Source organism: Gellertiella hungarica, from assembly GCF_014197145.1.
GTDB classification, from domain to species: domain Bacteria; phylum Pseudomonadota; class Alphaproteobacteria; order Rhizobiales; family Rhizobiaceae; genus Gellertiella; species Gellertiella hungarica.
Genome location: NZ_JACIEZ010000007.1, coordinates 89,887 through 115,548, shown reverse-complemented (window position 1 = coordinate 115,548; position 25,662 = coordinate 89,887). Strand labels below are relative to the sequence as shown.

General features: G+C 66.0%; 22 protein-coding genes. 18 read left to right on the top strand and 4 right to left on the bottom strand.

Annotated features, from left to right (window positions below; genetic code table 11):
- The first annotated feature begins 34 nt into the window (after nucleotides 1–34).
- A complete protein-coding gene (locus GGR23_RS16305; protein WP_183367376.1) occupies nucleotides 35–568 on the top strand; it encodes a methylated-DNA--[protein]-cysteine S-methyltransferase in 534 nt (177 codons plus the stop codon).
- On the opposite strand, the gene GGR23_RS16300 is transcribed toward GGR23_RS16305, so the two are convergent.
- Nucleotides 559–2,568, bottom strand: a complete 2,010-nt coding sequence (locus GGR23_RS16300) for a beta-N-acetylhexosaminidase (protein ID WP_183367375.1) — start codon at nucleotides 2,566–2,568, stop codon at nucleotides 559–561. The two genes, GGR23_RS16305 and GGR23_RS16300, sit on opposite strands and share 10 nt — an antisense overlap.
- A gap of 112 nt (nucleotides 2,569–2,680) precedes the next feature.
- Complete coding sequence (locus GGR23_RS16295) at nucleotides 2,681–2,965, bottom strand: WGR domain-containing protein (RefSeq protein WP_183367374.1); 285 nt, start codon at nucleotides 2,963–2,965, stop codon at nucleotides 2,681–2,683.
- A gap of 226 nt (nucleotides 2,966–3,191) precedes the next feature.
- Here GGR23_RS16295 and GGR23_RS16290 point away from each other — a divergent pair, with 226 nt between their 5' ends.
- The 6 genes from GGR23_RS16290 (at nucleotide 3,192) to GGR23_RS16265 (ending at nucleotide 10,606) form a co-directional block, all read left to right on the top strand.
- On the top strand, nucleotides 3,192–3,899 hold the full coding sequence (locus GGR23_RS16290; RefSeq protein WP_183367373.1) for a hypothetical protein: 708 nt from the start codon (nucleotides 3,192–3,194) through the stop codon (nucleotides 3,897–3,899).
- A gap of 28 nt (nucleotides 3,900–3,927) precedes the next feature.
- Nucleotides 3,928–5,136, top strand: coding sequence for a hypothetical protein (locus tag GGR23_RS16285; protein WP_183367372.1), 1,209 nt, complete (start codon nucleotides 3,928–3,930; stop codon nucleotides 5,134–5,136).
- Nucleotides 5,133–5,426 carry a hypothetical protein gene (locus GGR23_RS16280; RefSeq protein ID WP_183367371.1) on the top strand — a complete coding sequence of 98 codons (294 nt, stop codon included), beginning with the start codon at nucleotides 5,133–5,135 and terminating at the stop codon, nucleotides 5,424–5,426. Before GGR23_RS16285 ends, GGR23_RS16280 begins: the two co-directional genes overlap by 4 nt.
- Nucleotides 5,427–5,732: 306 nt before the next feature.
- A complete protein-coding gene (locus GGR23_RS16275; protein ID WP_183367370.1) occupies nucleotides 5,733–6,851 on the top strand; it encodes a branched-chain amino acid ABC transporter substrate-binding protein in 1,119 nt (372 codons plus the stop codon).
- Between the two features lie 423 nt (nucleotides 6,852–7,274).
- Nucleotides 7,275–8,702 carry a sensor histidine kinase gene (locus GGR23_RS16270; protein ID WP_183367369.1) on the top strand — a complete coding sequence of 476 codons (1,428 nt, stop codon included), beginning with the start codon at nucleotides 7,275–7,277 and terminating at the stop codon, nucleotides 8,700–8,702.
- A 17-nt stretch (nucleotides 8,703–8,719) separates the two neighbouring features.
- On the top strand, nucleotides 8,720–10,606 hold the full coding sequence (locus tag GGR23_RS16265) for a putative bifunctional diguanylate cyclase/phosphodiesterase (protein WP_183367368.1): 1,887 nt from the start codon (nucleotides 8,720–8,722) through the stop codon (nucleotides 10,604–10,606).
- A 119-nt stretch (nucleotides 10,607–10,725) separates the two neighbouring features.
- Here GGR23_RS16265 and GGR23_RS16260 read toward each other — a convergent pair whose 3' ends face one another.
- A complete protein-coding gene (locus tag GGR23_RS16260; RefSeq protein WP_183367367.1) occupies nucleotides 10,726–12,264 on the bottom strand; it encodes a hypothetical protein in 1,539 nt (512 codons plus the stop codon).
- A 214-nt stretch (nucleotides 12,265–12,478) separates the two neighbouring features.
- On the opposite strand from GGR23_RS16260, the gene GGR23_RS16255 reads away from it, so the two are divergent.
- The 11 genes from GGR23_RS16255 (at nucleotide 12,479) to GGR23_RS16205 (ending at nucleotide 24,937) form a co-directional block, all read left to right on the top strand.
- On the top strand, nucleotides 12,479–13,237 hold the full coding sequence (locus GGR23_RS16255; RefSeq protein ID WP_183367366.1) for a hypothetical protein: 759 nt from the start codon (nucleotides 12,479–12,481) through the stop codon (nucleotides 13,235–13,237).
- A gap of 285 nt (nucleotides 13,238–13,522) precedes the next feature.
- Nucleotides 13,523–15,457, top strand: coding sequence for a methyl-accepting chemotaxis protein (locus GGR23_RS16250; RefSeq protein ID WP_183367365.1), 1,935 nt, complete (start codon nucleotides 13,523–13,525; stop codon nucleotides 15,455–15,457).
- 11 nt (nucleotides 15,458–15,468) lie between these two features.
- A complete protein-coding gene (locus tag GGR23_RS16245; RefSeq protein ID WP_183367364.1) occupies nucleotides 15,469–17,010 on the top strand; it encodes a chemotaxis protein CheW in 1,542 nt (513 codons plus the stop codon).
- 11 nt (nucleotides 17,011–17,021) lie between these two features.
- On the top strand, nucleotides 17,022–18,125 hold the full coding sequence (gene cheB / locus GGR23_RS16240; protein WP_183367363.1) for a chemotaxis-specific protein-glutamate methyltransferase CheB: 1,104 nt from the start codon (nucleotides 17,022–17,024) through the stop codon (nucleotides 18,123–18,125).
- A 10-nt stretch (nucleotides 18,126–18,135) separates the two neighbouring features.
- Nucleotides 18,136–18,759, top strand: a complete 624-nt coding sequence (locus GGR23_RS16235; protein WP_183367362.1) for a HEAT repeat domain-containing protein — start codon at nucleotides 18,136–18,138, stop codon at nucleotides 18,757–18,759.
- Entirely contained in the window at nucleotides 18,760–19,596 is an 837-nt protein-coding gene (locus GGR23_RS16230) for a CheR family methyltransferase (RefSeq protein WP_183367361.1), read from the top strand.
- A gap of 8 nt (nucleotides 19,597–19,604) precedes the next feature.
- The gene (locus GGR23_RS16225) at nucleotides 19,605–19,976 is read left to right on the top strand and encodes a response regulator (RefSeq protein ID WP_183367360.1); all 372 of its coding nucleotides are present in this window, start codon (nucleotides 19,605–19,607) and stop codon (nucleotides 19,974–19,976) included.
- Nucleotides 19,973–22,435, top strand: coding sequence for a chemotaxis protein CheA (locus GGR23_RS16220; RefSeq protein ID WP_183367359.1), 2,463 nt, complete (start codon nucleotides 19,973–19,975; stop codon nucleotides 22,433–22,435). Before GGR23_RS16225 ends, GGR23_RS16220 begins: the two co-directional genes overlap by 4 nt.
- Nucleotides 22,425–22,673 (top strand): hypothetical protein, encoded by a 249-nt coding sequence (locus GGR23_RS16215; RefSeq protein WP_183367358.1) that lies wholly within the window; start codon nucleotides 22,425–22,427, stop codon nucleotides 22,671–22,673. The genes GGR23_RS16220 and GGR23_RS16215 overlap by 11 nt, the downstream gene beginning before the upstream one ends.
- A 1-nt stretch (nucleotide 22,674) precedes the next feature.
- Nucleotides 22,675–23,040 (top strand): response regulator, encoded by a 366-nt coding sequence (locus GGR23_RS16210; RefSeq protein WP_183367357.1) that lies wholly within the window; start codon nucleotides 22,675–22,677, stop codon nucleotides 23,038–23,040.
- Nucleotides 23,041–23,254: 214 nt separating this feature from the next.
- Complete coding sequence (locus tag GGR23_RS16205) at nucleotides 23,255–24,937, top strand: methyl-accepting chemotaxis protein (protein WP_183367356.1); 1,683 nt, start codon at nucleotides 23,255–23,257, stop codon at nucleotides 24,935–24,937.
- 4 nt (nucleotides 24,938–24,941) lie between these two features.
- Here GGR23_RS16205 and GGR23_RS16200 read toward each other — a convergent pair whose 3' ends face one another.
- Entirely contained in the window at nucleotides 24,942–25,640 is a 699-nt protein-coding gene (locus GGR23_RS16200; protein ID WP_183367355.1) for a GntR family transcriptional regulator, read from the bottom strand.
- Nucleotides 25,641–25,662: the final 22 nt, after the last annotated feature.

Sequence of the window (25,662 nt, the reverse complement as noted above, 5' to 3'; positions counted from 1 at the left end):
TGACAGCCCGAGAGGACGAGGGGAGACAGCCAGCATGACCGGGACGCAGGTGTTCGAGATCGAGACCGACTGGGGCCCCTTCCGCATGGCCTGGAGCGAGGCCGGCCTTGTCCGCACCGGCCTTCCCGATCCCGCAAGAGGCGGCGCGCCCGTGGACCTCCCCGTCCCCGAAGGACCGGTCGCCCGCTGGGCGGAGATGGTGATGGCCTATTTCCGGGGCGAGGCGGTCGATTTCGGCGAACTCCCGCTCGACGACCGGCACCTCGGCGACAAGGAGCGGGCGATCTATGGCGCGCTGCGGTCCGTGCCGCGCGGCCGCACGGTGACCTATGGCCGGCTTGCGGCGCTTGCCGGCCTTCCCGGCGAAGCGCGCACCGTCGGCGCGGCGATGGCCAGGAACCCCTGGCCGCTCGTCGTTCCCTGCCACCGGGTGATGGCAAGCGGGGGGCAGGCGGGCGGCTTTTCCGCGCCGGGCGGCGTGGCGACCAAGTTCCGGCTTCTCCGGCTGGAGGGCGTGGCCGGGCTGGAGGAGAACCTGCTCCTGCCCGGCCTCTTCGATCAGGGATAGCCGTAGAGGACCGGCATCAGCGCCGCGATCGCCTTGAAGCGCTCGAAGGATTTTGCGCCGGGGCGCGTCCAGGCGCTTTCCGCCAGCGCCGAAAGCCGGGGGAAGACCAGCCGGTCGACGATGGCGCGGTCGAGCGCCGATTCCGACCAGAGGCAGGCCTGGATGCCGCGGAGCTTGCGCCGTTCGGCCTCGCTCCAGCCTTCGACGGGATCGAAATGATAGAGCTTGTCGCAATCGGCCCAGCCGGCCCAGCTCGCGCCGGGTTCGGCCCAGTCGGGGCTGTTGGCCATGTCGAGGTAATAGACCTGGCCGGGGCAGACGACCATCTCGTAACCCTGCCGGGCAAGCGCGGCGCAGACTTCGACGCTGCGCCAGCCGCAGAGGTAGCTCTTCTCTCGGTCGATGACATTGCCATGGGCCGCCTCTTCCCAGCCGCCGGTGATGCAGCCGCGCGCGGCGAGCATCTTCTGCACCCGCTCGAGGAAGACCGCCTGCAGCACCGCCGCGCCCGAGCCTTCGATGTCGTCCGCGCCATGGGTATTGGTGAGCACGTTGAGACGGCGGGCATGGCTTTGGGCGGCCTCGCGCCCGGCAAGCCGCTCGAGAAGCGCCAAGGCTTCCGGCGAGCCCGACCAGGCGCCGAGCGGCACCTCGTCCGCACCCACATGGATGGTGCGGAAGGGGAAGAGCTCCACCAGTTCGTCGAAGATCGTCTCCAGCACCTCATAGGTCTTTTCCCGCGCGGGATTGATGCAGTTGTTGGGAAAGCCCTGAACCGACTGATATTCCCCCTGTTCCGCCGGATCCCGAAGCTCGGGCAGCGCGGCGAGCAGGGCGAAGGAATGGCCCGGCAGATCGATCTCCGGCACCACCTCGATCCCCAGCTCGCCCGCAAGCGCGACGATCTCGCGGACAGCCGCCTTCGTATAGTAGCCGCCGCTCCGCTCCGCTCCCGTTCCGAGGAGGGCGGGGATCGGCAGGCCCTCTCCGCGCCAGGCGCCGATCTCCGTCAGCGCCGGATAGGCCTCGATCTCGATACGCCAGGCCTCGTCGTCGGTGAGGTGCCAGTGGAAGCGGTTGAGCTTGTTCCAGGCGAGAATGGCAAGCAGGCGGCGGATCTCGGCCGTGGCATAGAACTGGCGGGCGACGTCGAGATGCATGCCGCGCCAGCCCATCTCCGGCCGGTCCTCGATGTGGCCGGTCGCGGGAAAGGCGTAGGAGGCGGGATGGAGCCGCGCGCCGCGCCAGATCTGGCCGAGCGTCACGAGGCCGTAGAGCAGACCTGTCCGCGTGGAGGCACGGACGGAGACGGCGTCGGCGGCAAAATCGATCCGGTAGGCTTCCGCGCCCATGCCGTCTGCCCGATGCAGGAGAACCGGAAGCCCGCCCTCGGCTTCGCTGCGCACCAGGCCGTCGGCCGGGAAGAGCGCCTCGACCAGCCCGGAAAAGGCGCCGATGGCAGCCTCGCCTTCCGCATCGGCGGCCTTCGGCGTCAGGCCGGCGGGCAGGGGTCTCCGCCCGCCCACCGCAACCTCTTCCGGCCAGGGGATGACCGACACCGGCACCGGCGGCACGGCGGGCACCGGCCAGAGCTCCGCGCCGCGCCTGAAGGGCGCATTGGAACTGCGCGAAGCCGTCGGCCGGACGGACAGCGCCACCGTGGAACCGTCCGCGAGCGTGAGATAGGCGCCGCGCGCGCCGTCGTTCCAGTGGCGGAACTGCCAGCTGAGCTTGCGCACCGTGATCGACCAGGTGTCGCCATCCGCCAGCACCATGCCTTCCGGCGGCACGAAGCGGGTGTGGTTGGAAAGCCGGATCTCGATGCGCGCACCTTCGACCTCGCCCGAGGGATCGACCCGGCCGGGGCCGCTCACCGTCAGGCTGAAGCCGGCGAGGCTCCGGCCCGACCGGTTGGTCATCCGCAGGATATAGGCGCTTTCGGTGCCGTCGGCGGCAGGCACCCATTCGGTTTCGAACAGAAAGGCAGGGCGGGCGGGCATGGTCGTCGGTCCTCCGGGGTCGTTCTCAGCGCCGGCAGCAGCGCGCCGGCGACAGACTCAATCAATTTGAATTAATGAAAAACCGCAAGGGAAAATGCCGGCAGGAGGCCCGTCATTTTGTGGGAGGCAGGGCAGGCAAACCCGCCGCACCCGGCCGGACGGGCGGACGATAGCCCCGCTTCCGCTTCGTCGCCAGCAGGGCGAGGAAGCGGTCCAGTGCCGCGCCCTCGCTCTCCATGGTTTCGATCCGCGCCCGGCCGCAGGTGCCGATGCGCCCCCAGCGCCGCACGAGGCTGACACCGAAGAGCGAGGGCTCGATGCTGAGCGCGTAAAAGCGCGCCATGTTGCGGCGAGGATCGGTGCGCTCGACATAGAGCTGGAAGCGGAGGTCGGTCATGGGGGGGAGTCTCGCGGGAATGGTCCCTCCCGTCCAACGAGAGTTTTGAATCGGTCGGACCCGACCGATTCACGGCCGTGATGAATGACCGTGCCGGCGGTTGACCGCCGTAAACTGTGACGCGCCGCGGTACTGCTCCAAAGGTCCAGTTATGGTTCTTTCCGGTTGGCCGACGCTGATATATCAAATCTCGTCAAACACTTCCTGCAAGATTGAAGATCATCAAATGGCAGATTTTCCGGAAAAGCTGGTGGCGCCCTCCGTCATTCGCTGGCTGCTGCTCGGCCTCTTCTCCTGTCTTCTCGCCGGGCTCGGCCTTCTGCTTGGGGTTTCTGCCGTTCTGCTTGTGGCGGAGATGAGGGAGGATGCCACGCTTCTTGTGCCGGTTCTCCTTCTCCTTGGCCTCGGCCTCATGGTGCTGGCGCTTGCGGCGGCCCTTCTGAGACTGGCGGTGATTGCGGCGCGGCACCGGATCGTCCTGCAGGACGGAGCGCTCATGCTGGTGTTGCCGACCGCCTGGGATGGCCTGATCGGCCTGCCGGCCATGGCACGCCATGCGGTGCCGCTGTCCGATATCGCGGAAATTGCCCGCCGCAACGAGGTGAGAACGCAGCTCTTCGTTCCGGTCGTGCGCGACTGCCTGTCGATCGGGACACGGGGCGGCGAAAGACTGGTGCTGCACAGCCTGCCCGCGGGGCCGGACGGAAAGGCACCCGCCATCGACCGGCTTGCGGCCCGGCTTTCCACGCTCGCGGACAAGCCGGTGGCCGTCTATCCGGCGGCCCGGGGCAGCGAACCCGGCTGGAGCTCCACCGAGGCAGGCCTCCCGCCGGCGGATGTGGCGGGTGCGCTCTCCCGCGCCGGACGGATCGCGGCGGGGGCAGGTCTGGTGCTCCTGGTCCTTGCGCTCCTCCGCCTCTTCCTGGCCCCCTGATGCACCTCTTCCACAAGAAGGCCGACTGATGAAATACCGGATTGCACTTCTCGCCCTGCTGGCATCGGGACCCGCGCTTGCGGGACCGGTCAACGGCACCTTCAACGGCACCTACGACTGCGGCGGGACCTCCATGTCGCTGTCGCTATCGGTCAGCGACATGACCGATCCGGTGACCGCGATCTTCAGCTTCACCAACCAGGGCGATGCCGCGGGCGCCTTCACCATGAGCGGCCGCTTCGACGCCGCCGAAAGCCGCCTGACGCTCGTGCCCGGCCAGTGGCTGCACCAGCCCGACGGTTACGTGGCGGTCGGGCTGACGGCGGTCCTTGACGGCGATGTCCTGCGGGGGCGGATCGACAACCCCGCCTGCGGCGCACTCCGCCTTTCGCGCAACGGTGCGGCACCGGCCCCCGATCCGGTTCCGCAGGCCGATCCGGAGCCGACGGCCATCAGCGGAGCGGCCAACGAACCCGCACCGGCCATCGCCGAAGGATCGCCGCTCGCGCCCTTCGCCCGGCAGGCTGCGGCCAATCCGGCCTCCGTCCCCGGCACGCCGGCCTACCCCTTCCCCGGCAACTGGATCATCGACATTCCGGGCGGCTCCGGCATCTGGAGCAAGGAGGTCGAGCGCGACTACATCCGCCAGATCGAGACCACCACCTGGACGATGGAGCACGGCATCGGCGCGAAGGGCGCGGGTGTGCTGCAGATCGATCCGGCCGGGACCTACCGCATCTCCTGGCTCACCGGACGATGGAGCGGGCGCTGGAGCGCCAATCCCGACGACCGTTTTCCCGGCAGCCTGCTTCTCAAGCACCCCGCCAACGACCATGACGACTGGATCGTGTTTCTGGACGAGGAAGGCCGCGTGCAGGCGCGCAAATATCCCTATGGCGGACTGGACTACAATCTCCTGAGACCCGTCGAAAGCGGCGCGCTGGCCGAATATCTGCTTGCCGAAAAGGACCCCTCCTCGCTCGTGGGCGAATGGACGCTGCTCACGCCCGGCACCGCGGACGAGACGGGCAGCCTGTCGCTGGCGGCGGATGGCACCTACCGCCTCGCCGATACGCTGATGGAGCGGGAGTCCACCGGCCGCTGGAGCCGGAAGGAGGACATGCTGGTGCTGTCCGGAGGCGCCTGGGGCGAGGGCGACGCCTATGCGAAGTTCGGCGAGCCCGGACGGATCGTGGTGATTGCCGGCGGTTCCGAATGGGACGGGAGACCGCGTTGAAAAAGGCGGAAGCATTCGTCATCGGCCTGGTGGCCGCCGCCTTCGGCGCGCGGGGCGTCCATGCGATCGTCTCCGGCCAGTCGTGGCTGGCGCCGCGCATGAGCCCGCCCAGCCTGGTGACCGGTTCTGCGGCCCTCTTCGCCGGGCTCGGTTACCTGATGATTGCCGCCTTCCTGGTGGCGGTCCTCGGCCATGGATGGCGGGGCGGACGGGCGCCGGTCGTGCTCGCGGGCCTCTGCCTGGTTGCCGCCGCGGCCTTCTTCGGGATGAGCTTTCTCGGCCCCGGCTGATCGCGCGCGCAACCGGGAGTGGCGAACCGGCCCGATCGCATGCCGAAGGGCCGACGACAGGAAATTGCGCAAAACGGGCCGCCACCGATCCATTCGCTCGATAACGAGGTCCGTTTCGATTGAGCACGATCAATGCACCGCCTCGCTTTGCCGTGCACAAGTGCCCAGTGCGACAAAAAGCACCGTGAGAAGAGGCTGATAAAGCCATACCCGTAAATTATCGGCAGTTGTGCCGGGCCGGCAGAGGACCTAATCCTAGGCCGGCAATCAGATCGCCTGAAAAAGGCGTTGAACAGGAGAGAAGACATGATCAAGCGCAAGCATCTCGCAGCATTCATCGGCGCGCTGATGTGCGGAACGGCCGCCTGGGCCGATGACGTCACCATCGCGGTGGCAGGCCCGCTGACCGGCCCGCTGGCTGCCATCGGCGACCAGTTCCGCCAGGGTGCGCAGGCCGCAGCGGATGCCATCAATGCCAAGGGCGGCGTGCTCGGTCGCCAGATCAAGCTTCAGTTCGAGGACGACCAGTGCGATCCGAAGCAGGCGGTTTCCGTCGCGAACCGCATTTCGGCCGCCAGCATCAAGTTCGTCGATGGCCATGCCTGCTCCGGTTCGAGCATCCCGGCCTCCGAGGTCTATGCGGAAAACGGCGTGCTGATGATGAGCCCGGCTTCCTCCAACCCCGTGCTGACCGATGCCGCCGCCGAAAAGGGCTGGCCGACCATCATGCGTCTCTACACCCGTGACGACGCCCAGGGCGCCTTCATCGGCCCGTGGATGGCCAAGCAGTATGCCGGCAAGAATGTCGCCATCCTTCATGACAAGACGGCCTATGGCCAGGGCGTCGCCGATGCGGTGAAGGCCTCCATGAATGGCGCCGGCCTCAACGAAGTGATGTATGAGGGCATCAATGCCGGCGAGAAGGACTTTTCCGCCCTCGTCTCCAAGCTGAAGGAAGCCAAGGTCGACGTGATCTATTTCGGCGGCTACCACCCGGAAGCCGGCCTCATCCTGCGCCAGTCGGCCGATACCGGCTACAAGTTCCAGCTGATCATGCCGGACAGCATTGCCTCGCCGGAATTCTGGCAGGTGGCCGGCCCGGCTGGCGAAGGCACGCTCTTCGCCTTCCCGTCCGATCCGCAGTCCAAGCCGGAAGCCAAGGAAGCCGTTGAGAAGATCAAGGCCGGCGGCTTCAAGCCGGAAGGCTTCACCCTCTTCTCCTACGCCGTCATCCAGGCCTTCGCGCAGGGCATCGAGAAGGCCGGCACGGACGACCCGGCCAAGGTGGCCGAAGTGCTGAAGAACGGCGAAGCCGTCTCGACCGTCGTGGGCGATGTCGCCTTCGACGAGAAGGGCGACCTGAAGAACGCCAAGTATGACATCAACCGCTGGAGCAACGGCGCCTACGCCCCGATCCAGCAGTAACGATACCTGACGTGGCGCGGCTGAGACCGCGCCACGCTCCTTGTCCGCGAAGGGACGGGGTTCCCCGCACGCATCGCGTCCGCGCGCCCATCGGAGACGCCCGGCCGGCACTTCCCGACGCTTGCCGTTCTGCTGCCGACCGCCTGCCCGGCGGCCCTGCCGCCTCCGCCATCGCGCGATACCGGGTACCCGCATGCCGGGAAGCGGCCCGCAGGGCTGCATCCGCCGCACGCCGCTCTTCCGGCAGAAAACCCCGCCAGAACCCCCGTAAAACCCGTTTTTCCGGTCATTCCGGCAACGGCGCCGCCCGCTGCGTCCCAAATGATGATCTTATAAAACAATTATACGTTTTACGCTTTCTCAATGCATTGTCTCCTAATTTTGGAACATGTGCATGATCTTTCTCGCGCAAGGCAGGGCAGAATGTTGAACCGGGCACTCCGAGTCATCGACTACTTCATCCCGGACGGTACGGTTCTCGAGCGATCCGAGCTCAGCATCGCCCGCAACTTCGTGTTCACCCATCTGATCGGCCCGCTGATCGCCCAGGGCATCGTCATCTATCTCTACCGCACGGACCCCGATCCGGGCCTTGCCTGCTGGACGATCATCGCCAGCGTCTATCTCTTCTGGACGCTGCCCTTCGCCTACAAGTATCTGCGCAATCTGAGGATCTGCGCCCTGATGTCGGTGCAGCTGCTCACCTTCACCTCGCTGTTCGGCACCTACTTCTACGGCGGCGTGAGCTCACCCTTCCTGCCCTGGCTGATCATCGCCCTGCTGCTCGGCTTCTTCTATCTCTCGGACCGGCCGCTGGCGGTGGTGGGCCTCTTTGCCGCCAATTTCCTGGTGCTGATTGCCGCCTATACCGCCTTCGGCTTTCCCGAGCTCGTCGCCATTTCCAAGCTTGCGCCCGTCGGCTGGATCTCGATCATCTCGGCCACCGTCTACATGTCGTGGATGGCCGTCTATTATTCGAACGTGATGTCCATGCGCTCCGAGATCGAGCGCGAGACGGAGCTGGCCCGGGTGGCGATGGAAAAGCTGCAGGAGGCCAAGAAGCACGCCGAGACCGCCAACCAGGCGAAATCCATCTTTCTCGCCAAGATGAGCCATGAGCTGCGCACTCCGCTCAACGCGGTGATCGGCTACAGCGAGCTGATGATGGAAATGATGAAGCCCGAGACCGCCTCCAGCCAGAAGGAGCAGGACCTCAAGCGCATCAACTCGGCGGGCAAGCACCTGCTGTCGCTGGTCAACGACGTGCTCGATCTCTCCAAGATCGAATCGAACACCATCGAGATCAACGAGGAGAGCTTCGACGCGGACGATTTCTGCAACCAGGTGATCGCCACCGCCGAGCCGCTGGTGAAGGCCAATGGCAACAGCTTCGTGGTGCAGAGCCCCGCCCGTCTCGGCAAGGTCACCGGCGACCAGACCAAGCTGCGTCAGGTGATCCTGAACCTGCTCAGCAACGCGGCGAAATTCACCCGCAACGGCACGGTTTCGCTGATCGTCCGGCGCAAGACGATCGGTTCGGGCGAATGGGTGGAGATCCAGGTGGTGGATACGGGCATCGGCATCGCCCGGGAGGACATCGCGCGGCTCTTCCAGAACTATGCGCAGGCCTCCGCCCAGACTTCGGTGAAATACGGCGGCACCGGGCTTGGCCTCGCCATCAGCCAGAAACTCTGCGCGCTGATGGGCGCCAGCATCACCGTCACCAGCGAACCGGGCAGGGGATCGTGCTTCACCGTGCGGATTCCCGTCGATGCGGCGCGCGAGGCGCCGGTATCCAACGATAACAACAATGAAACCGCAGAGCCGGCGCTTGCCAGTGCGGCGGGCTGAACAGCGGACAGGTCCACATGTCTCAGACGAAACCCCTCACCTACACCGAGACGCAGGCGGAGGCCTCCCGCAAGCCGCGCCTGCTGATCGTCGACGATGTCACCGACAACAGGGCGATCCTGCTCCGGCGCTTCGAGCGGCGCGGCTTCGAGGTGACGGAAGCCGACAGCGGCATGGCCGCCCTTGCGCTGATCGCCCGGCAGCCCTTCGACGTCGTGCTGCTCGACGTGATGATGCCCGGGATCGACGGGCTCGAAGTGCTGAAGCGGGTGCGCGAGAACTTCTCCCCCGTGGAACTGCCCGTCATCATGGTCACGGCCAAGAGCCAGAGCGAGGATATCGTCAGCGCGCTCGAGATGCAGGCCAACGACTATGTGACGAAGCCGGTGGATTTTCCCATTGCGCTCGCGCGGGTCAACGTGCAGCTGGAGCGCAAGCGCGCCAATGACGAGCTGAGCCGGGCAAAGGAGCTGCTCGAGGAGCGCGTCAAGGAGCGGACCTTCGAACTCATCGAGATCAACCGCAAGCTGGAAGGCGAGATCGAGCAGCGCCAGCGCTCCGAGGCGGAAAGCCGCTACATGGCCTTCCACGATGCGCTGACGGGCCTGGCGAACCGCGTTCTCTTCCGCGAGGCGCTGGACGCGCGCCTCGGCCAGCCTGTCGCCGAGGGCAACGGGGTGGCCATCCTGTTCATCGACCTCGACGGTTTCAAGAGCGTCAACGACACCCTCGGCCACACGATCGGCGACCTGCTCCTCAAGCAGGTGGCCACGGAATTCCGCGAGGTCATCGGCAAGGACGACCTGATTGCGCGGCTCGGGGGCGACGAATTCGCGATCCTGCATGCGGGCTGCGACAGCGGGCTGAACTCGGCGGCCGCCATCGCCGAAAAGATCATCGCAAGGGCGAGCCGTCAGCGCTCGATCGAGGGGCATGCCATCACCGTCGGCGCAAGCGTCGGCATCGTGGCGACCTTCGACGGGCAGGAAGAGGCGGACGTGCTGCTGAAGAATGCCGACCTCGCGATGTATCGCGCCAAGACGGATGGCCGCGGCACCTATCGCATCTTCAATCCCGAGATGGATGCGGTGGCCCAGGAGCGGCGCCTTCTCGAGCTCGACATGCGAAACGCCTTCGTCAACGGCGAGTACAAGCTCGTCTACCAGCCGCAGATCTCGCTTGATAACCAGGAGATCGTCGGCTTCGAGGCCCTGCTGCGCTGGGAGCATCCCGAGCGCGGGCTGGTTTCCCCGGAGTTCTTCATTCCCGTGGCGGAGGAAACCGGGCTTATCATCCAGCTCGGCGACTGGGTGATCCGCCGTGCCTGCATGGAGGCCATGCAGTGGCCGGACCATGTCCGGGTGGCCGTCAACGTCTCGTCGATCCAGTTCATGCGCGGCAATGTCATCAACAGCGTGATGAGCGCGCTGGCCGCCTCCGGCCTGCCGCCGCAGCGCCTCGAGATCGAGATCACCGAAACGGTGCTGCTCGAGAAGACGGAGCAGAACATCGCCATCCTGGAGCAGCTTCACGCGCTCGGCGTGCGCATTGCCATGGACGATTTCGGCACCGGCTATTCGAGCCTCGGCTATCTGCGCCGCTTCCGCTTCGACAAGATCAAGATCGACCGCTCCTTCATCCGCGATGTCGCGCAGAACCGCGAGAGCGGCGCCATCGTCCATGCCATCACCAAGCTCGGCGTCTCCTTCGGCATCCTGACCACCGCCGAGGGCGTCGAAACGCAGGAGCAGCTCTTCCACCTCGCCCGCGAGGGCTGCACCGAGGTTCAGGGCTGGCAGTTCTCCAAGGCCATTCCCGCCGAGGATGTCTCAAGCGTGCTTGCAGTTCCCGTCTCCGCTGCCATCGACCGCTGGCGGCGCGAGCACGAGGAACGGAAGGGCTGACGGCCGGACGACAGGGACGCAGAAAAAAGGGTGCCGTCGCGGCACCCTTTTTTCATGATCGGACAAGGTGAAAGGCCGGGCGGCAGACGCCATTTCGCACCGGCAGAAGCCCGGCGAGGCTAGAACAGCACCGCGTCGAGCGACATCTCGGCCGCTTCGTCGCCGAAGAGGTTGATCGCCTCGCAATCGCTGGAGTCGATGTCCAGCCAGAAGTGCTGCTTGTGCACCTCACGCTCGGAATTCATCGTGTAGAGGGCAAAGAGCCGCTCGCTGAGCTCGTCCACCCGCTTCTGGTCCCGAACGGGGGACTGGCCGGCGTCGCGATAGGCGCCCAGATGGTCCTGCACCGCCTGCGACCCGGCAGAGACTTCCGCGAGATGGGGCATTTCGCCGAGCAGCTGGCGGGAAAGCGCATTGAGCTGCGCCGGGCTGAGCCAGGCCTCGCGGGCGCGCTCCGCCATGGCATGCACCTGTGCCGACAGCCGCTCGTGCTCGGCGGCGAAATCCGGTTCGAGGCCGGTGTCGAGCGCCATCTGGCCGCCCTCGGCAAGCGCCTGCGTCATGCGCGGGCAGAGCGAGGCCATCAGGTCCGACGCCTCGCTGAGGATCTGGACGTGGCGGCGGATCTCGGTCGTCACGGGCGCTGCGGAGGCGGCGGTACCGCCGATGCGGCCGCAGCTGAGCGTCGTGTTGAGCGCCATGTAATAGATGTCGCGCACGGCCGAGCCGATCGCATCGATCGCTTCCTCGACCCGACGCGTGCCCGCGCCGTCGCTGCCGCCGGCAAACAGCGCCTGCTGCTCGCCCCGGCGCCGGAGCATCGACCGCAATTCGGCGAAATAGTCGTCGAGCCGCTTCTGAAGCTGGCGGTAATTCTCCGCAAGCCCGATGCGGTGCACGTCCGCATTGGCAGCCAGCACCTCGATGCGGCTGGCGATCAACTCGATATTCTCGGTGAACATGCCGCAGTTCACGCCGAGGTCCGCAATGGTCTGGTCGAGCTGCGCATCGATCATCGCGAGAAAGCGGGCCCGGTCCTCGGGGGTCAGCATGGCGTTCTCCACCGCCTCCACCGCCTGCACGATGTGATCCAGCCGCTGGCTGGCGATGTCGCCGCACTGGAGCGTGCTCATCAGCCGCGCGATCATCTGGTCGATCTCTTCCGCCGCGATGCGCATGGAGGCCGGTTCGGTCTTGAAGGCCTCGTCGAGGCTCGGGCGGTCGGAGCGGGTGTCGCCGCTCTCGTCCACCTGCCGCGCCATGCGAATCACGCGCTCGAGTTCGCCGGACAGCGTATCGACCGCGGCGCGGATGCGGCCGACATACTCGGCCATTTCTTCCGCAAAGCCCGAGATCTCCGGGTAGCGGGCGCTGATGACCTTCAGCGTGAAGGTGCAGCTGCGCAGGTGGATGCTGTGGTCGGTCAGAACCGCAAGCTGGCAATGCAGCGCACGGGCATCGGCGGATGCCCGGTCAAGGCTGGCCCGGAACGCCTGGCCCTCGCCATCGAACCGGCGCACGCCATCCAGGAAGGCACGGGAATAATTGGGCAACTCGATACCGGCGCTCAGGTCCTGCCGGAGATAACCCTGGAACGCGGCGGCAACGGCCGCAAGCTGGTCGAGCAGCCGGCCGATGGTGTGGAATGTCGATTCCACCCGGCTGCGTATCCCGGAAAGTGGCTGGCAAACTGTTGATTTGGTGGCATATTTGCCAGACTGGCTATAGGAGAGCACCGCTTTTCACCGGAGAAATAACTTTTGATCTTCCGGATGTTATGCGTCATAAATTAAATTATTGTGTAACACAGAAGGCTAAAATAAATGTATATTTTTATGCATTTTGCCGACTGAAGGAGCGGAGCCCGACGGCATGGATGTTCATTCTCTTTACATGGCGGGCGATACGCTTGCGGATCTTGCCGCCGATGGACGTGTCTCCTCCTACCTGCTCGCCAGCGAGGGCGGAAGGGCGCGGCTCGGCCTGTTCCTGAAGACGGGCTGCATGCCCGGGCTGATGACGGGGGAGCAGGGACCGCCGGTCGACATCATCTTCGCCTGGGGATATGTCGCCTTCCGCCTTACGCTCGCCGACGGAGCATGCGTGCTGACCCGGCCGGCTGCCCGACTCGAACCGGAGGAAATCGAGGAGCTGCTGACGGAGCCGCTCGCGCTCGTCTCGCTTGCGGTGGCCAGCGGCGGAAGCTGGAACCGCGCGGAGACGGCGCCCGCCATTCCCCGGCCCGACCTCCACGTCACCGGCGACACCATTGCCATGCTCCAGCGCCATGCCGCCGTCAGCGATCTCGTCTTCGGGTCGGACGGGCGGGAGTGCACGCTGCAGTTCCAGCTCCTGCGCTCCTTCGCCGGCGTCGATTCCCGCCCCGGCTTCGACTGGGTGGGCATCGAGTTCGACGAGGAGCGCGCCGATATCGGCTGGTTCGATGACCGCCAGGGTTTCGAGATGTCGTCCTATTGCCTGCCCGAGGATGCGGATGCGCTGGCTGCACTCCTCGCCGATCCGCTAGGCCATGTGCTCGCCGCCACCCGCCGGGCCGAGGGGGACGACGGGGCGGACGGCATCGCCGGCCTGATGGAACGGCTCAAGGACAGCTTTGCCCTGCCGCGCTGAGCCACGGGGGCCGGCTGCCCCGGAGAGCGGCGACCGGCTGTAAGTATATTTTTAACGATGATTGGCTGCCTTTCAGCATTTTCTAAATATTGAATTCCGCTTAATATCCACTGTTCTACGATGAAACAGTGTCATTTCGGCATACCCATAATAACTCATACAGTATGGGATAATGCACCAACTTGACCCCTTTGCTGGCCTAATATCAAACACTCTCACGAAAGCCGGAACTTAAACAGGTGCCGGCGATGGAGTGGTCAATTTCAAAGCAGCAGAGGTCGTCGCATGCCGATTGTAAAGAAGACGGGGGCATCGACGATGCCCGCAGCACAGGGCACCACGCAGGCACACAAGACCCTTCCCGCGGCCGCTGCCCGGGAGGCGGAGGCCCAGCGCAAGCGGGCCCGTACCTTCGCCAAGCAGCAGCAGGCTGCCGAGCGCATCGCGGCCGCCACCAGCCAGATCGCGTCCAGCACCGCCGAGGCCGCCTCGGCGGCCGAAGAGCTGAAGCGCGCCTCCGACCTGATCGCCGCCGGTGCCGAACAGGCGAGTGGCGCCGCGCAGGAATCGCTGGCCGCCACCCGTCAGGTGATGGACAGCATTTCCCGGCAGCTGAAAGTCGCCGAAACCAGCCAGTCGAAGGTCGAGGCCGTGCAGACGGTCGCCAACCGGACCGCCGACGACATCGCGGCGCTCGTGTCGAACGTTGGGGTCGCCGCCCAGCGCCAGGCGGGCTCGGTGCAGCTCGTCAAGGAGCTGGAGGCCCAGGCCGCCAATATCGGCGACATCGTCAAGGCGGTCGCCCGCATCGCCGACCAGACCAACCTGCTCGCGCTCAATGCCGCGATCGAGGCGGCCCGCGCGGGCAAGCACGGCAAGGGCTTTGCCGTGGTTGCCGACGAAGTCCGCACGCTGGCCGAGACCTCTGAAAAGAGCGCCCAGCAGATCGCCGAACTCGTGGGCCAGATCCAGACCGACGTGGACGCAATCACCACCGGCATCAACAATTCCGCCGAAAGCGTGATGGGCGAGGTGGAGCGCAGCAAGGTCATCACCGAGCAGCTCGGCGAGATCTCGAAGAACATGCTGGAGATCCTCAACGGCTCGCGCGAGATCGCCTCGGCCGCCATCCAGTCCAATGCGGCGGCAAACCAGGCGCTGCGCGGGGCGGAAGACATCGCCGCCGCAGCGGAGGAACAGTCCGCCGCCGCCGAAGAATCCGCCAAGGCCGTGGCGGCCCAGTCGGAATCGCTTGCCGAATGCGAGCAGACCGCCCAGTCGCTCAACGAACTGGCCGAAGACCTGAAGAACTCCTCCGACATCACCAAGAGCGCCGAGGAAGTCGCATCCGCCTCCGAGGAGCTTTCCTCCGCCATCCAGAGCATCAACCGGGCGGGCGGCCAGATCATGACCGCGCTCGAGCAGATCAGGAAGGGTACGCAGACCTCCGCCGCCGCCACCGCCCAGGCCGCCGCCGCCATGGGCCAGATCGAGAAGGGCGCGGACCTCGCCCTGAAGCGCGCCGATGCGAGCGCCGAGCGGGTCACGGCCATCCGCCTCCTCCTCGGCTCCAACAGGACCGCCGTCGACGAGCTGATCAGGGGCATCTCGTCCTCGGCCGAGGATACCCGCACCAGCATCCGCCAGGTGAAGGATCTCGGCGTGGTATCGCGCAAGATCGACAAGATCGTCGAGGCGATCGCCAATGTCTCGATCCAGACCAACATGCTGGCCGTCAACGGCTCCATCGAAGCCGCGCGCGCCGGCGAGTTCGGCAAGGGCTTTGCCGTCGTCGCCACCGACATCCGCAACCTTGCCCGGGACTCCGCCGAAAATGCCGACCGGATCAAGGACCTCGTGAAATCCGTTCAGGACCAGATCCAGATCGTCGGCCGCGATCTCGACGAGATCGTCGAGGCCGCCATGGGCGAGGTGGACAAGGCCAGGAAGACCACCGATGCGCTGAATGCCATCGAGAGCGACGTCAAGGAGGTGGAAGACGGGACCAGCGAGATCCTCACCAGCGCCCGCGAGATCGCCGTTGCACTCAGCCAGACCAAGCAGGGCCTCGACCAGATCGCGGATGCGGCGACCGAAGCCGAAAAGGCAGCCGCCGAAGCCGCAACCGCCGCCAAGCAGCAGTCGCAGGGCACGGAAGAAATGCTCGCCGCCATCGAGGAGATCGCCTCTCTCGCCGACGAACTCCAGAGCGCCGGCTAAAGGAGGTCCCCATGCAGGACGACATCAGGGAACAGGCCGATGACGGCCTTGCCGAGCGCGAGGACAGCCAGTTCGTGACCTTCATGGTCGAGGACGAAATCTTCGCCGCGCCCATGGGCCCGGTCCAGGAGATCATCCGCGTGCCGGATCTGGCGCGGGTTCCGCTCGCCCCGCGTTCGCTTCTCGGGCTCGCCAACCTGCGCGGCCGGGTGCTGCCGATCGTCGATCTCCGGCGCATCTTCGGGCTGCCGGACGTCCCGCACACGGATTCCACCCGGGCGCTGGTGATCAATTTCGGCTCGCCGCTCGGCTTCGTGGTCGACCGCGTGTCGAGCGTGATCGCGGTGAACAATGCGGAGATCGAGCCGGTCTCGAGCATCCGCTCCTCGATCCGCGACGACCTCCTCACGGGGGTGGTGCGCACCCAGAAGGACGATCTGGTGATGGTGCTGGATTTCCAGCACATCATCCGCCAGGAATTCGCCGCGATCCTGTCCGGCACCCGCAGCGCCACCAGCCACGAAGGCATCTTCCACGGTGCCGGCCCGGAGGATGCGGATCTCGAGGAAGTGGACGAGCTGCAGCTCGTATCCTTCTCGGTCTGCGAGCAGGAATATGCGGCCGACATCGCGGCCGTGCAGGAAATCGTCCAGATGCCGCAGCGGGTGGCGGTGGTGCCGAACGCGCCCCATCACGTGCTCGGGCTGATGACCCTTCGCGAACGGCTGCTTCCGCTCGTGTCGCTGAGGGCCATGCTGAACCTGCCCGAGAGCGGCGAGGACGAGACGCAGCGCGTGGTCGTCCTCGGCCTCGACGACGGCAATGCGGTCGGCGTGGTTGCCGATACGGTGGACGAGGTGCTCAGGGTTCCGCGCAATCTCGTGGAGCCGCTTCCGGGCCTGCTGGCCAAGGGTGGCGGCATCGAGGAGATCGCCTCGGTCTGCCACCTCGACAACGGAAGGCGTCTGGTTTCGGTCATCGATACGGGCCGGATGTTCCAGCTCGCCTCCTTCCAGGCGGCTTTCGACCAGGTTTCGCATGCGGAGAAGACCATGCACGACATCTATGCAAGCGACATCGACGAGGATGTCATCGAGGACGAGGAGCAGGTGGTCGTCTTCCGGCTGGGAAGCGAGGAGTTCGGCGTGCCGATCGCCACCGTGCAGGAAATCGTCCGGGTGCCGGAACAGCTCACCCATGTGCCGAAGGCGCCCGGTTTCGTCGAGGGTGTCATCAACCTGCGCGGTTCGGTGCTGCCGGTCATGGACCAGCGCCGGCGCCTCGGTCTCGGCGACGTCACCCGCAACGACCGCCAGCGCATCATGGTCTATGTCTTCGAGGGCAAGCGCATGGGCTTCATCGTCGATGCGGTGCTCGAGGTGCTGAAGATCCCCCGCAACGCCATCGAGCCCGCGCCGCGGCTTTCGGGCGAGCAGCAGAAGATCCTCGGCCGCGTCGCCAATCTCGAGAAGCAGAACCGGATGATCATGCTGGTCGATCCCGCCGCGCTGCTTTCGGGAACCGAAATGGCGCAGCTCGACAAGGTGGCCTGAGGGAGCAGGCGATGACTGCAGTGCTTGTTGTCGATGACTCCGCCCTGATGCGCAAGCATCTCGGCACGCTTTTCCGGGACGCCGGTCTCGAGGTGCGCACGGCCAACAACGGGGCAGAGGCCGTCCGCGAGGTGCTCAACAACCCGCCGGATGTGATCACGCTGGATGTCAACATGCCCGAGATGGACGGGCTGACCGCCCTCTCGCAGATCATGGCGGCCCGGCCGACGCCCGTCGTCATGGTCTCCTCGCTGACGACGAAGGGGGCGATGTCCACCTTCGAGGCGCTGGCAATGGGGGCGGTCGATTTCATCGCCAAGCCCGGCGGCACCATCTCGCTGTCGATGGACGACGTGGCGAAGGACCTCGTGTCCAAGGTGAAGGCTGCCGCACGGGCCCGGCTGAAGCCAAAGGGCACCGCGCCCGCCGCACGGGAGCCGGAACGTCCTCCGGCCCCGCCGGCGGTCCGGCCGAAGCGCGAGGCGGTTGCCGCGCCCGCGCCCGGGCCGGTGGAAGCTCCCCGCCGGCTGCCGCAGGGCCGGCCGGAAGGCGTGATCGTCATCGGCATCTCGACGGGCGGGCCGCGCACCCTCGAGGAGCTTCTGCCGGCGCTCCCGGCGGATCTGCGCTGGCCTGTGGTCGTCGCCCAGCACATGCCGGCCTCCTTTACCGGACCGCTTGCCCGTCGGCTCGACGGGCTGTGCGCCCTCACGGTGCGCGAGGCGGCGCAGTTCGAGCCGCTGCTGCGCGGCACCATCACCATCGCCAGGGGCGGGACCGACCTCGCCATCGGCGAGCGCAACGGCACGCTCGTCACGATCAACAAGCCGGAATCCCCCCGGCACAACTGGCACCCGTCGGTCGACGTGCTCGTCGCCTCCGCCATGGAGGTGTTCCGCCCGGACCGGATCCTCGCGGTGCAGATGACCGGCATGGGCAATGACGGGGCGGAGCAGATGACGGAGCTGAAGCGCCGCGGTGGCCGCACCATCGCCGAAAGCGAGGAGAGCTGCGTCGTTTTCGGCATGCCGCGCGACCTGATCGAAAGGGGCGGGGCCAGCGTCGTCCTGCCGGCTTCGGCCGTGGCCGCCAAGATTATCGAATGGGTAAAGTAGGAGACCCGCAATGCCGTTGAGGAAAACGAGGGCGGAAGACCTTCCGCAAGCCGGATCGCAGGCGGCCCTGTCCGCCGATGAGGCGATCGCGCTGCTCGGTGGCCCCGACGCTGCCGGACGCCAGGCGGCGGCGCGCCGCCTGGCGGGCAATGCCGCAGCGGCGGAGGCGCTGTGCGCCCGCTTTGCGGTCGAGACCGACATCCCGACCCGCGAGGCGATTGCCGTGGCGCTGATGCGCACGCAAAGCGCCGTGACCGTGGAGCGGCTCCTGCCGTTTCTCTCCTCGGAGGATGCGGCGCTGCGCAACACCGTGATCGAGATCCTGCAGGCGCTGCCGGCGGAAGTCGCCCCGCACATGGAGCGGCTCCTCGACCACCCGGATTCCGATGTCCGCATCTTCGCCGTCAATGTGCTGGAGGCGCTGCGTCACCCCAAGGTGGAAGAGTGGCTGATCGCCGTCGTCTCCGCCGACCGGCATCCGAACGTGGTGGCAACCGCGCTCGACCTTCTGGGCGAGGTGGGGACGGAGGCGGCCATCCCGGCGCTTTCGCGCATCGCCGCGCGCTTTGCCGACGAACCCTTCCTGAAATTTGCGGCCGGGAACGCCATGAAGCGGATCGGAGCCGGAAGCTGAATGTCTCATCCCGCCATCGGCCAAGAGGACTTCCACAAGTTCCGCGAGTTCTTCTACCGGAAGACCGGAATCCTGTTCGAGGACAGCAAGCGGTATTTCGTCGACAAGCGGCTGATCGAACGCATGGAGGCGACCGGCAGCGACAGCTTCCGCAGCTATTTCACCATGCTGCGCTTCCAGGCGTCCAGCGAGGAGCTGCAGGCACTGACGAATGCCATGACCGTCAACGAAACCTATTTCTTCCGGGAATCCTACCAGTTCGACTGTCTCGTGAACTCGCTGCTCGACGAGGTGGTGGCCACCAAGCCGCCGAAGAAGCCGGTCCGGATCTGGTCGCTGCCCTGCTCGACCGGCGAGGAGCCCTATTCGATCGTCATCTATCTCCTGGAGCACTGGGCGAAGCTCGACCGCTTCGACGTGGAGATCTTCGCCTCCGACATCGATACCCAGGTGCTGCAGGCGGCGGCAAAGGGCGTGTTCAGCCCGCGCTCCGTGCAGCACCTGCCGGCAGCGCTGCTGCGCAAGTATTTCACGCGGCTGGCCAACGGCAACTACAAGATCGACGAACAGGTCAGCGATTCCATCGACTTTTCCCGCGTAAACCTGCTGGACCCGCTGGATACCCGGCATTTCCGGGACATCGACGTCGTCTTCTGCCGCAACCTGCTGATCTATTTCGACGATACCTCCCGGCGCGCCGCGGCGGAGATCTTCTACAACGCCATGAGCCCCGGCGGCTTCATCTGCCTCGGCCATTCCGAATCCATGAGCCGGATTTCCGACCTGTTCCGTGTGCGGAAGTTCAAAGATGCCATCGTCTATCAAAAGCCGCTGTGAGTGAGAGCATGAAATCCATTCTCATCATCGATGACGCCTCCACGGTCCGTCTCTATCACCGCTCCCTTCTCGAGGAGGCCGGCTTTCATGTGGATGAAGCCGTGAACGGGATCGAGGGCGTGGAAAAGGCGCTTTCCCGCACCTACGACCTCTTCGTGGTCGACGTGAACATGCCGAAGATGGACGGCTATGCCTTCCTGCGCGAAATACGCAGGCGCAAGGAAATCCACCAGTCGCCGGCGGTGATGGTCTCGACCGAGGCCGAGGAGAAGGACCGGCAGCGCGCCTTCGCGGCCGGGGCCAATTTCTATCTGGTCAAGCCGACCAAGCCCAACGAGCTGCTCGAGGTGGCCGCCCTGATGACGGGGGGCCGCGCATGAACCCCTTGCTGCAACAGTTCATTACCGACGCGAACGACATCCTGGAGCGCATGGGCCAGTCGCTCCTCGCGCTCGAGAAGCGCCCCGACGACGAGGCGGTGATCGACGAGCTGTTCAGGGCCGTCCATACGCTGAAGGGCAATTCCGGCCTCTTCGACATCCCGATCTTCACCCGCGTCGTGCATGCGGCCGAGGACCTGCTCGACAAGGTGCGCGACAAGGCGCTCGCCATCGACAACGACCTGACCGACGAGCTGCTGGACAGCATGGACTTCATCCAGCGCATGGTGGAGATGGTCGAGGCTTCGGGCCGCATCCCCGAGGATTTCACCGACGAGGCCGACCGGCGCATCGAGCGGCTGAAGGCGCTGCTGCCGGAAGACCTGACCGGCGAGACCGAGGCCGAGGAAGAATGGACGGAACGCGTCCTGCCGCCGGAAAATCTTGCCTGGCTTGCCCGGCTTTCGGATGCGGACCGCGCTGCCGCGAGCGAGGCGGCCGGGCGCGGCGCGCTCACCGCGCTTCGCTACGTGCCGGAACCCGAATGCTTCTTCAAGGGCGAGGACCCGCTGCTGCTGCTGCGCAACCTGCCCGGCCGCACCGGCTTCGTGCTCGAACTTCTGGAGCCCTACGGGGGTGCGGAGGATACCGACATCTACCGTTGCAACATCGGCATCCACGCCGTGAGCAGCGCGCCCATCGCCGAGCTGCGCGACTATTTCCGCTATGTGCCGGAGCAGGTGGCGCTCTATCCGCTGACGGCGGAAGCGCTCGAAACGGGCGAGCTTCCGGTGTTTACCGCCGTAAATTCCCCGCAGACCGTCCCGGATGCGGTCGGGGAGGCTGCGCCGCGGCCTGCCGCGGCCTGGTATTTCGATCCGCACCGGGAGCCGCTCGCAGCCGAGATCGTCGCCACCCAGCGCCGCCTTCTCGACCTGCCCGCCTCCGCCGACCAGTGGGACGGCCGCCTGCAGGCGATCGGCAACACGCTTGCTGCACTCTTCGCCGCCCATGGCGGGCCCGAGGCGGTCGAGGAGCTGAAGGAGACCATCGCCGCCTGCCGGCGCGAGGAGAGCTTCCTGCCGCTCGCCTTTCTGCTCGAAACCCGCCTCGGCAGCGAGGAGGAGCAGGCATCGCCCGCGGAAGCGGATGTCGCCACTGCCACCGCCACGACGGCAAACGGAACCGCCCCTTCGGATCCTCCCGATGGCGCAAGGCCGGCGGATGACGGCATCGGCGACGGGCTGCGCGGGGCGGCGGACAGCGCCGACCGGGCCAGCCGCGTGCTCAAGGTGCCGCAGGAAAAGGTCGACCGGCTGATGGATCTCATCGGCGAGATGGTGGTGGCCAAGAACGCGCTTCCCTATCTGGCATCCAAGGCCGAGGAGGTCTACGGCTCGCGCGAGCTCGCCCGCGAGATCAAGGCGCAGTTCGCCGTCATCAACCGCATTGCCGAGGACATGCAGGACGGCATCATGCAGGTGCGTATGCTGCCGATGTCGTCGGTATTCCAGCGCTTTCCCCGCCTGGTGCGCGATGTTGCCCGCCAGCTTGGCAAGAAGGTGCGGCTCGTGCTCGAAGGCGAGGATGCGGAAGCCGACAAGCATATCGTCGAATCCCTCGGCGACCCGCTGATCCACATCCTGCGCAACAGCCTCGACCACGGCCTCGAGACCCCCGACGTGCGTGTTGCGGCGGGCAAGCCGGAAGAGGGGCGCATCCTGGTGCGTGCCTCGCAGGAAGGCGACCGGGTGCTGATCGAGATCGAGGACGACGGCAAGGGCATCGATCCCGCCGTCATCAAGCGCAAGGCCTTCGAGAAGGGGCTGATCGACGAGGCGCGGCTGGAGAGCATTTCCGATACGGAGGCCATCCAGCTTGTCTTCGCGCCCGGTTTTTCCACCGCCGAGACGGTTTCCAGCCTGTCCGGCCGCGGTGTCGGCATGGATGTGGTGAAGACCAGTCTCGAAAAGATCGGCGGTCAGGTGCGCCTGACGAGCGAGCGGGGCCGGGGCACGCGCATCGTCCTGACGCTGCCGCTTTCGGTCGCCGTCTCCAACGTGCTGATGGTCCGCATGAACGGCCAGCGCTACGGCGTGCCGATGGACATGGTGGTGGAAACGGTGCGCGTGCCGCGCTCGGAAATCCACGTGATCAAGGACCGCCGCGTGGCGGTGCTGCGGGGCCGGATCGTGCCGCTCTTCGGCGCGGACGAGCTGCTTTCCCTGCCCGAACCGCCGATCGCCAACGGAGAGGGCGAATATGCGGTGCTGGTCGCCCGGGTCGACGGCGCGACCGTGGGGCTGATCGTCGACGGCTTCGCCCAGACCACCGATGTCATCCTGAAACCGCTCGAGGGTCCGCTTGCCGCCCTTGCCGGCTTTGCCGGAAGCGCCCTTCTGGGCGATGGCAGCGTGCTTCTCGTCCTCGACCTGAAGGAGCTGATGCATGCCGCTTAAGCTGACCAAGAAAAAGGCCGAACTGTCCGGCGACGTGCTGGTGGACGATGCCGAAACCCTCTTCCACTGGCTGGCGGCCCATGCCGGCGGCACCGTGGTCTTTGACCGGCTCACCCACATGCACACCGCGGTGCTGCAGGCGCTCGCCGCCCGGCCGGGCCGCCTGAAGGCGCTGCCCGACGACCCCTTTCTGGCGGACTGTCTCCGCCAGCTGACGTCCCAGAAGCAGGAAAACTGACATGAAAACCATCTTTGTCGTCGATGACTCACCGCTGATCGTTTCCTTCCTGAAGACGACGCTGGAAGGGGCGGGCTACAAGGTACAGAGCGCGGCGGATGGCGCCCAGGCCATTGCCGCGCTGAAGGTGGCGATGTCCAAGCCGGACCTCATCATTACCGACATCAACATGCCGAACATGAACGGCCTCGACCTCATCAAGAACGCCCGCCAGCTCTTCCGCTTCACGCCGATCCTGGCGCTGACGACGGAGAACCAGGCATCGAAGCGCGACGAGGCGAAGAAGCTCGGCGCGACCGGCTGGCTGACCAAGCCGGTCACACCCGTCGATCTGCTGAAGGTGGTCCGGCACGTCCTGCCGAACTGACCGCGCCTTCTCCAAGACTCCTTCCGCCGGGCACGGCCCGGAACGGGCGCCCCTGGCCATCGGACAGGGGCCCGGCGGCGGGAAAATCCAAACAAATCAATAACTGTACTGCTTCGATTTCTTCTATATTGTTTCAGTAATACAGCAGGTTATTTTAATTTTCCTGTGAAACAGTATCCGCGACCCAACCACCCAGCGAGGCGTGCCAGAGACCATGTTCACGAGTGATGCCACCCGCATTCTCCAGGCGCTGGACAAGTCCCTCGCCATCATCGAATTCGCTCCCGACGGCACGATCCTGAGGGCCAACCCCACCTTCCTCGCCGTCATGGGATACAGTCTGGGCGAAATCGTCGGCATGCATCACAGCCTGTTCGTGGACGGGCAGGAGCGTGACAGCGCCGAATACCGTCACTTCTGGGAGAAGCTCGCGCAGGGCATATTCGACCGGCGCCAGTACCGGCGGATCGGAAAGGGCGGGCGGGAAATCTGGATCGAGGCCTCCTACAACCCGATCATCAGGCGCGGCCGGGTGCAGAAGATCGTGAAGGTCGCCACAGACATCACGGCCAGCAAGGGGCAGGCGGCCGAGGCCGCCTCCAAGCTCGGCGCCCTGTCGCGCGCGCAGGCCATCATCGAATTCACCCTCGACGGGCATATCATCGCCGCCAACGACAATTTCCTGCGCATCATGGGTTACCGGCTGGAGGATATCGTCGGCCGGCATCACGCCATCTTCTGCTCGCCCGAGACGACGGCCGATCCGGCCTATCGCGCCTTCTGGGAAGCGCTCCGGCAGGGCGAGTACTTCTGCGACCGCTTCACCCGCCTGGCGGCCGACGGGCGGCTTGTTCACATCGCCGCCTCCTACAATCCCGTCTATGACGCGGCCGGCCGGGTGACGCGCGTGGTCAAGTTCGCCACCGATGTCACCGACCTCGTGCGCGATGTCGGCAGGCTCGGAGACGGCCTGCAGACCATTGCCGCCGGCGATCTCACCGTGCGGCTGGACACGCCCCTCACCCCCGAGATGGAGCCGCTCCGCCGCGATTTCAACGAGGTGGTGGAGCGCATGGCGAGCACCATTCGCGAGATCCTCGAGGATGCGGAGAGCATCGCCCGCAGCGCCCAGCAGCTCAGCACGGCCACCGAGGACCTCTACAACAGGACCGAGACGCAGGCCCGGGCGCTGGAGCATATGTCCTCCAATGTCGGCTCCGTCAGCGAAAGGGTGCTCGCCGCCGCCGATCTCGCCGGCCAGTCCGGCCGGCTCGTGCACGAGACCCGCGGCGACGCCGAGCGGTCCGCCAGCGTGGTGGGGGATGCGGTGCAGGCCATGGGCGAAATCGAAAGCTCCTCGCGCCAGATTGCGAGCATCATCGGCGTGATCGACGAGATCGCCTTCCAGACCAATCTGCTTGCCCTCAATGCCGGCGTGGAGGCCGCGCGCGCCGGAGAGGCCGGCAAGGGATTTGCGGTGGTCGCGCAGGAGGTGCGGGCGCTTGCCCAGCGCTCCGCCCTCGCGGCCAAGGAAATCGAGGTGCTGATCCGCACCTCCGGCGGGCAGGTGGAGAAAGGGGTCGCCTTCGTGCATGGCACGCGCCAGGCGCTCGCCGGCATCGCCGCGCAGTTCGAGGTGATCAACGCCAATGTGGATCGCATCGTCGAGAGTTCGCAGACCCAGACCACCGAACTGAAGGACATTCACGAGGGGATCACCGGGATCGATCGCTCCACCCAGCTCAATGCGGGTATGGTCGAGCAGTCCTACGCCGCGACCGGAATGCTGGCGGAGCGCGCGCGGCATCTCTTTTCGCTGCTCGGCCATTTCACGGTCGCCGACAGGGGTGCAGCGGCCGATCTCGACCAGCCGGCCAACATCCAGCTCTGGGCGTGAGGGCTCAGGCGCCCTTGAGGATGGCGCTCAGGGATTTGGTGCCGGCACCGGCTGCCTGTGAGAGATCGAGACCCGAAAGAAGATCGACGATGTGGCTCTTCATCAGCTCTGCCGCATCCGTGCGGTTGCGGCTCTCGATGGCGTTCACGAGGGCGAGGTGGGCGTGGCGTTCGCAGGTGGTATCCCGCCGGCGCCAGTAGAGCGCGATGATCAGCGATGACCGCAGGATCAGGTCCTTCACCACATCCGTGAGGATGGTGTGATCGGCCATTTCGGCAATGCCCACATGGAAGCGGGCGGAGAGCATGATGGCGTCGCTGTCCCGGCCCGCATGGATTGCCTCGTGTTCGCGCTCCAGATGCTGGCGCAGGAGGGCGATCTGGTCCGGGTTGGTGTAGCCGCAGGCAAGCGCCGCCACATGGGGCTCTATGAGTGCGCGCGCCTCGAACACCTCGCGGGCCTCGCGCTTGCTCGGCTGGGCGACGAAGGCGCCGCGGTTCGGCTCGAGATTGACGAGGCGGTTGTGGCTGAGTGCCTGGAGCGCGGCGCGCACCAGCGTGCGGCTGACCCCGTAGATCGAGGCAAGCTCGTCTTCCGGCAGTTTCATCCCCGGCGGAATCTTGTGACTGACGATCGCATCACGCAGGTCGATATAAACCGGCGTCCAGCTCAACGCCGGGCGCTCGGCATCAAAGATGTCCATCGGGCATACTCGCTTATCCTGT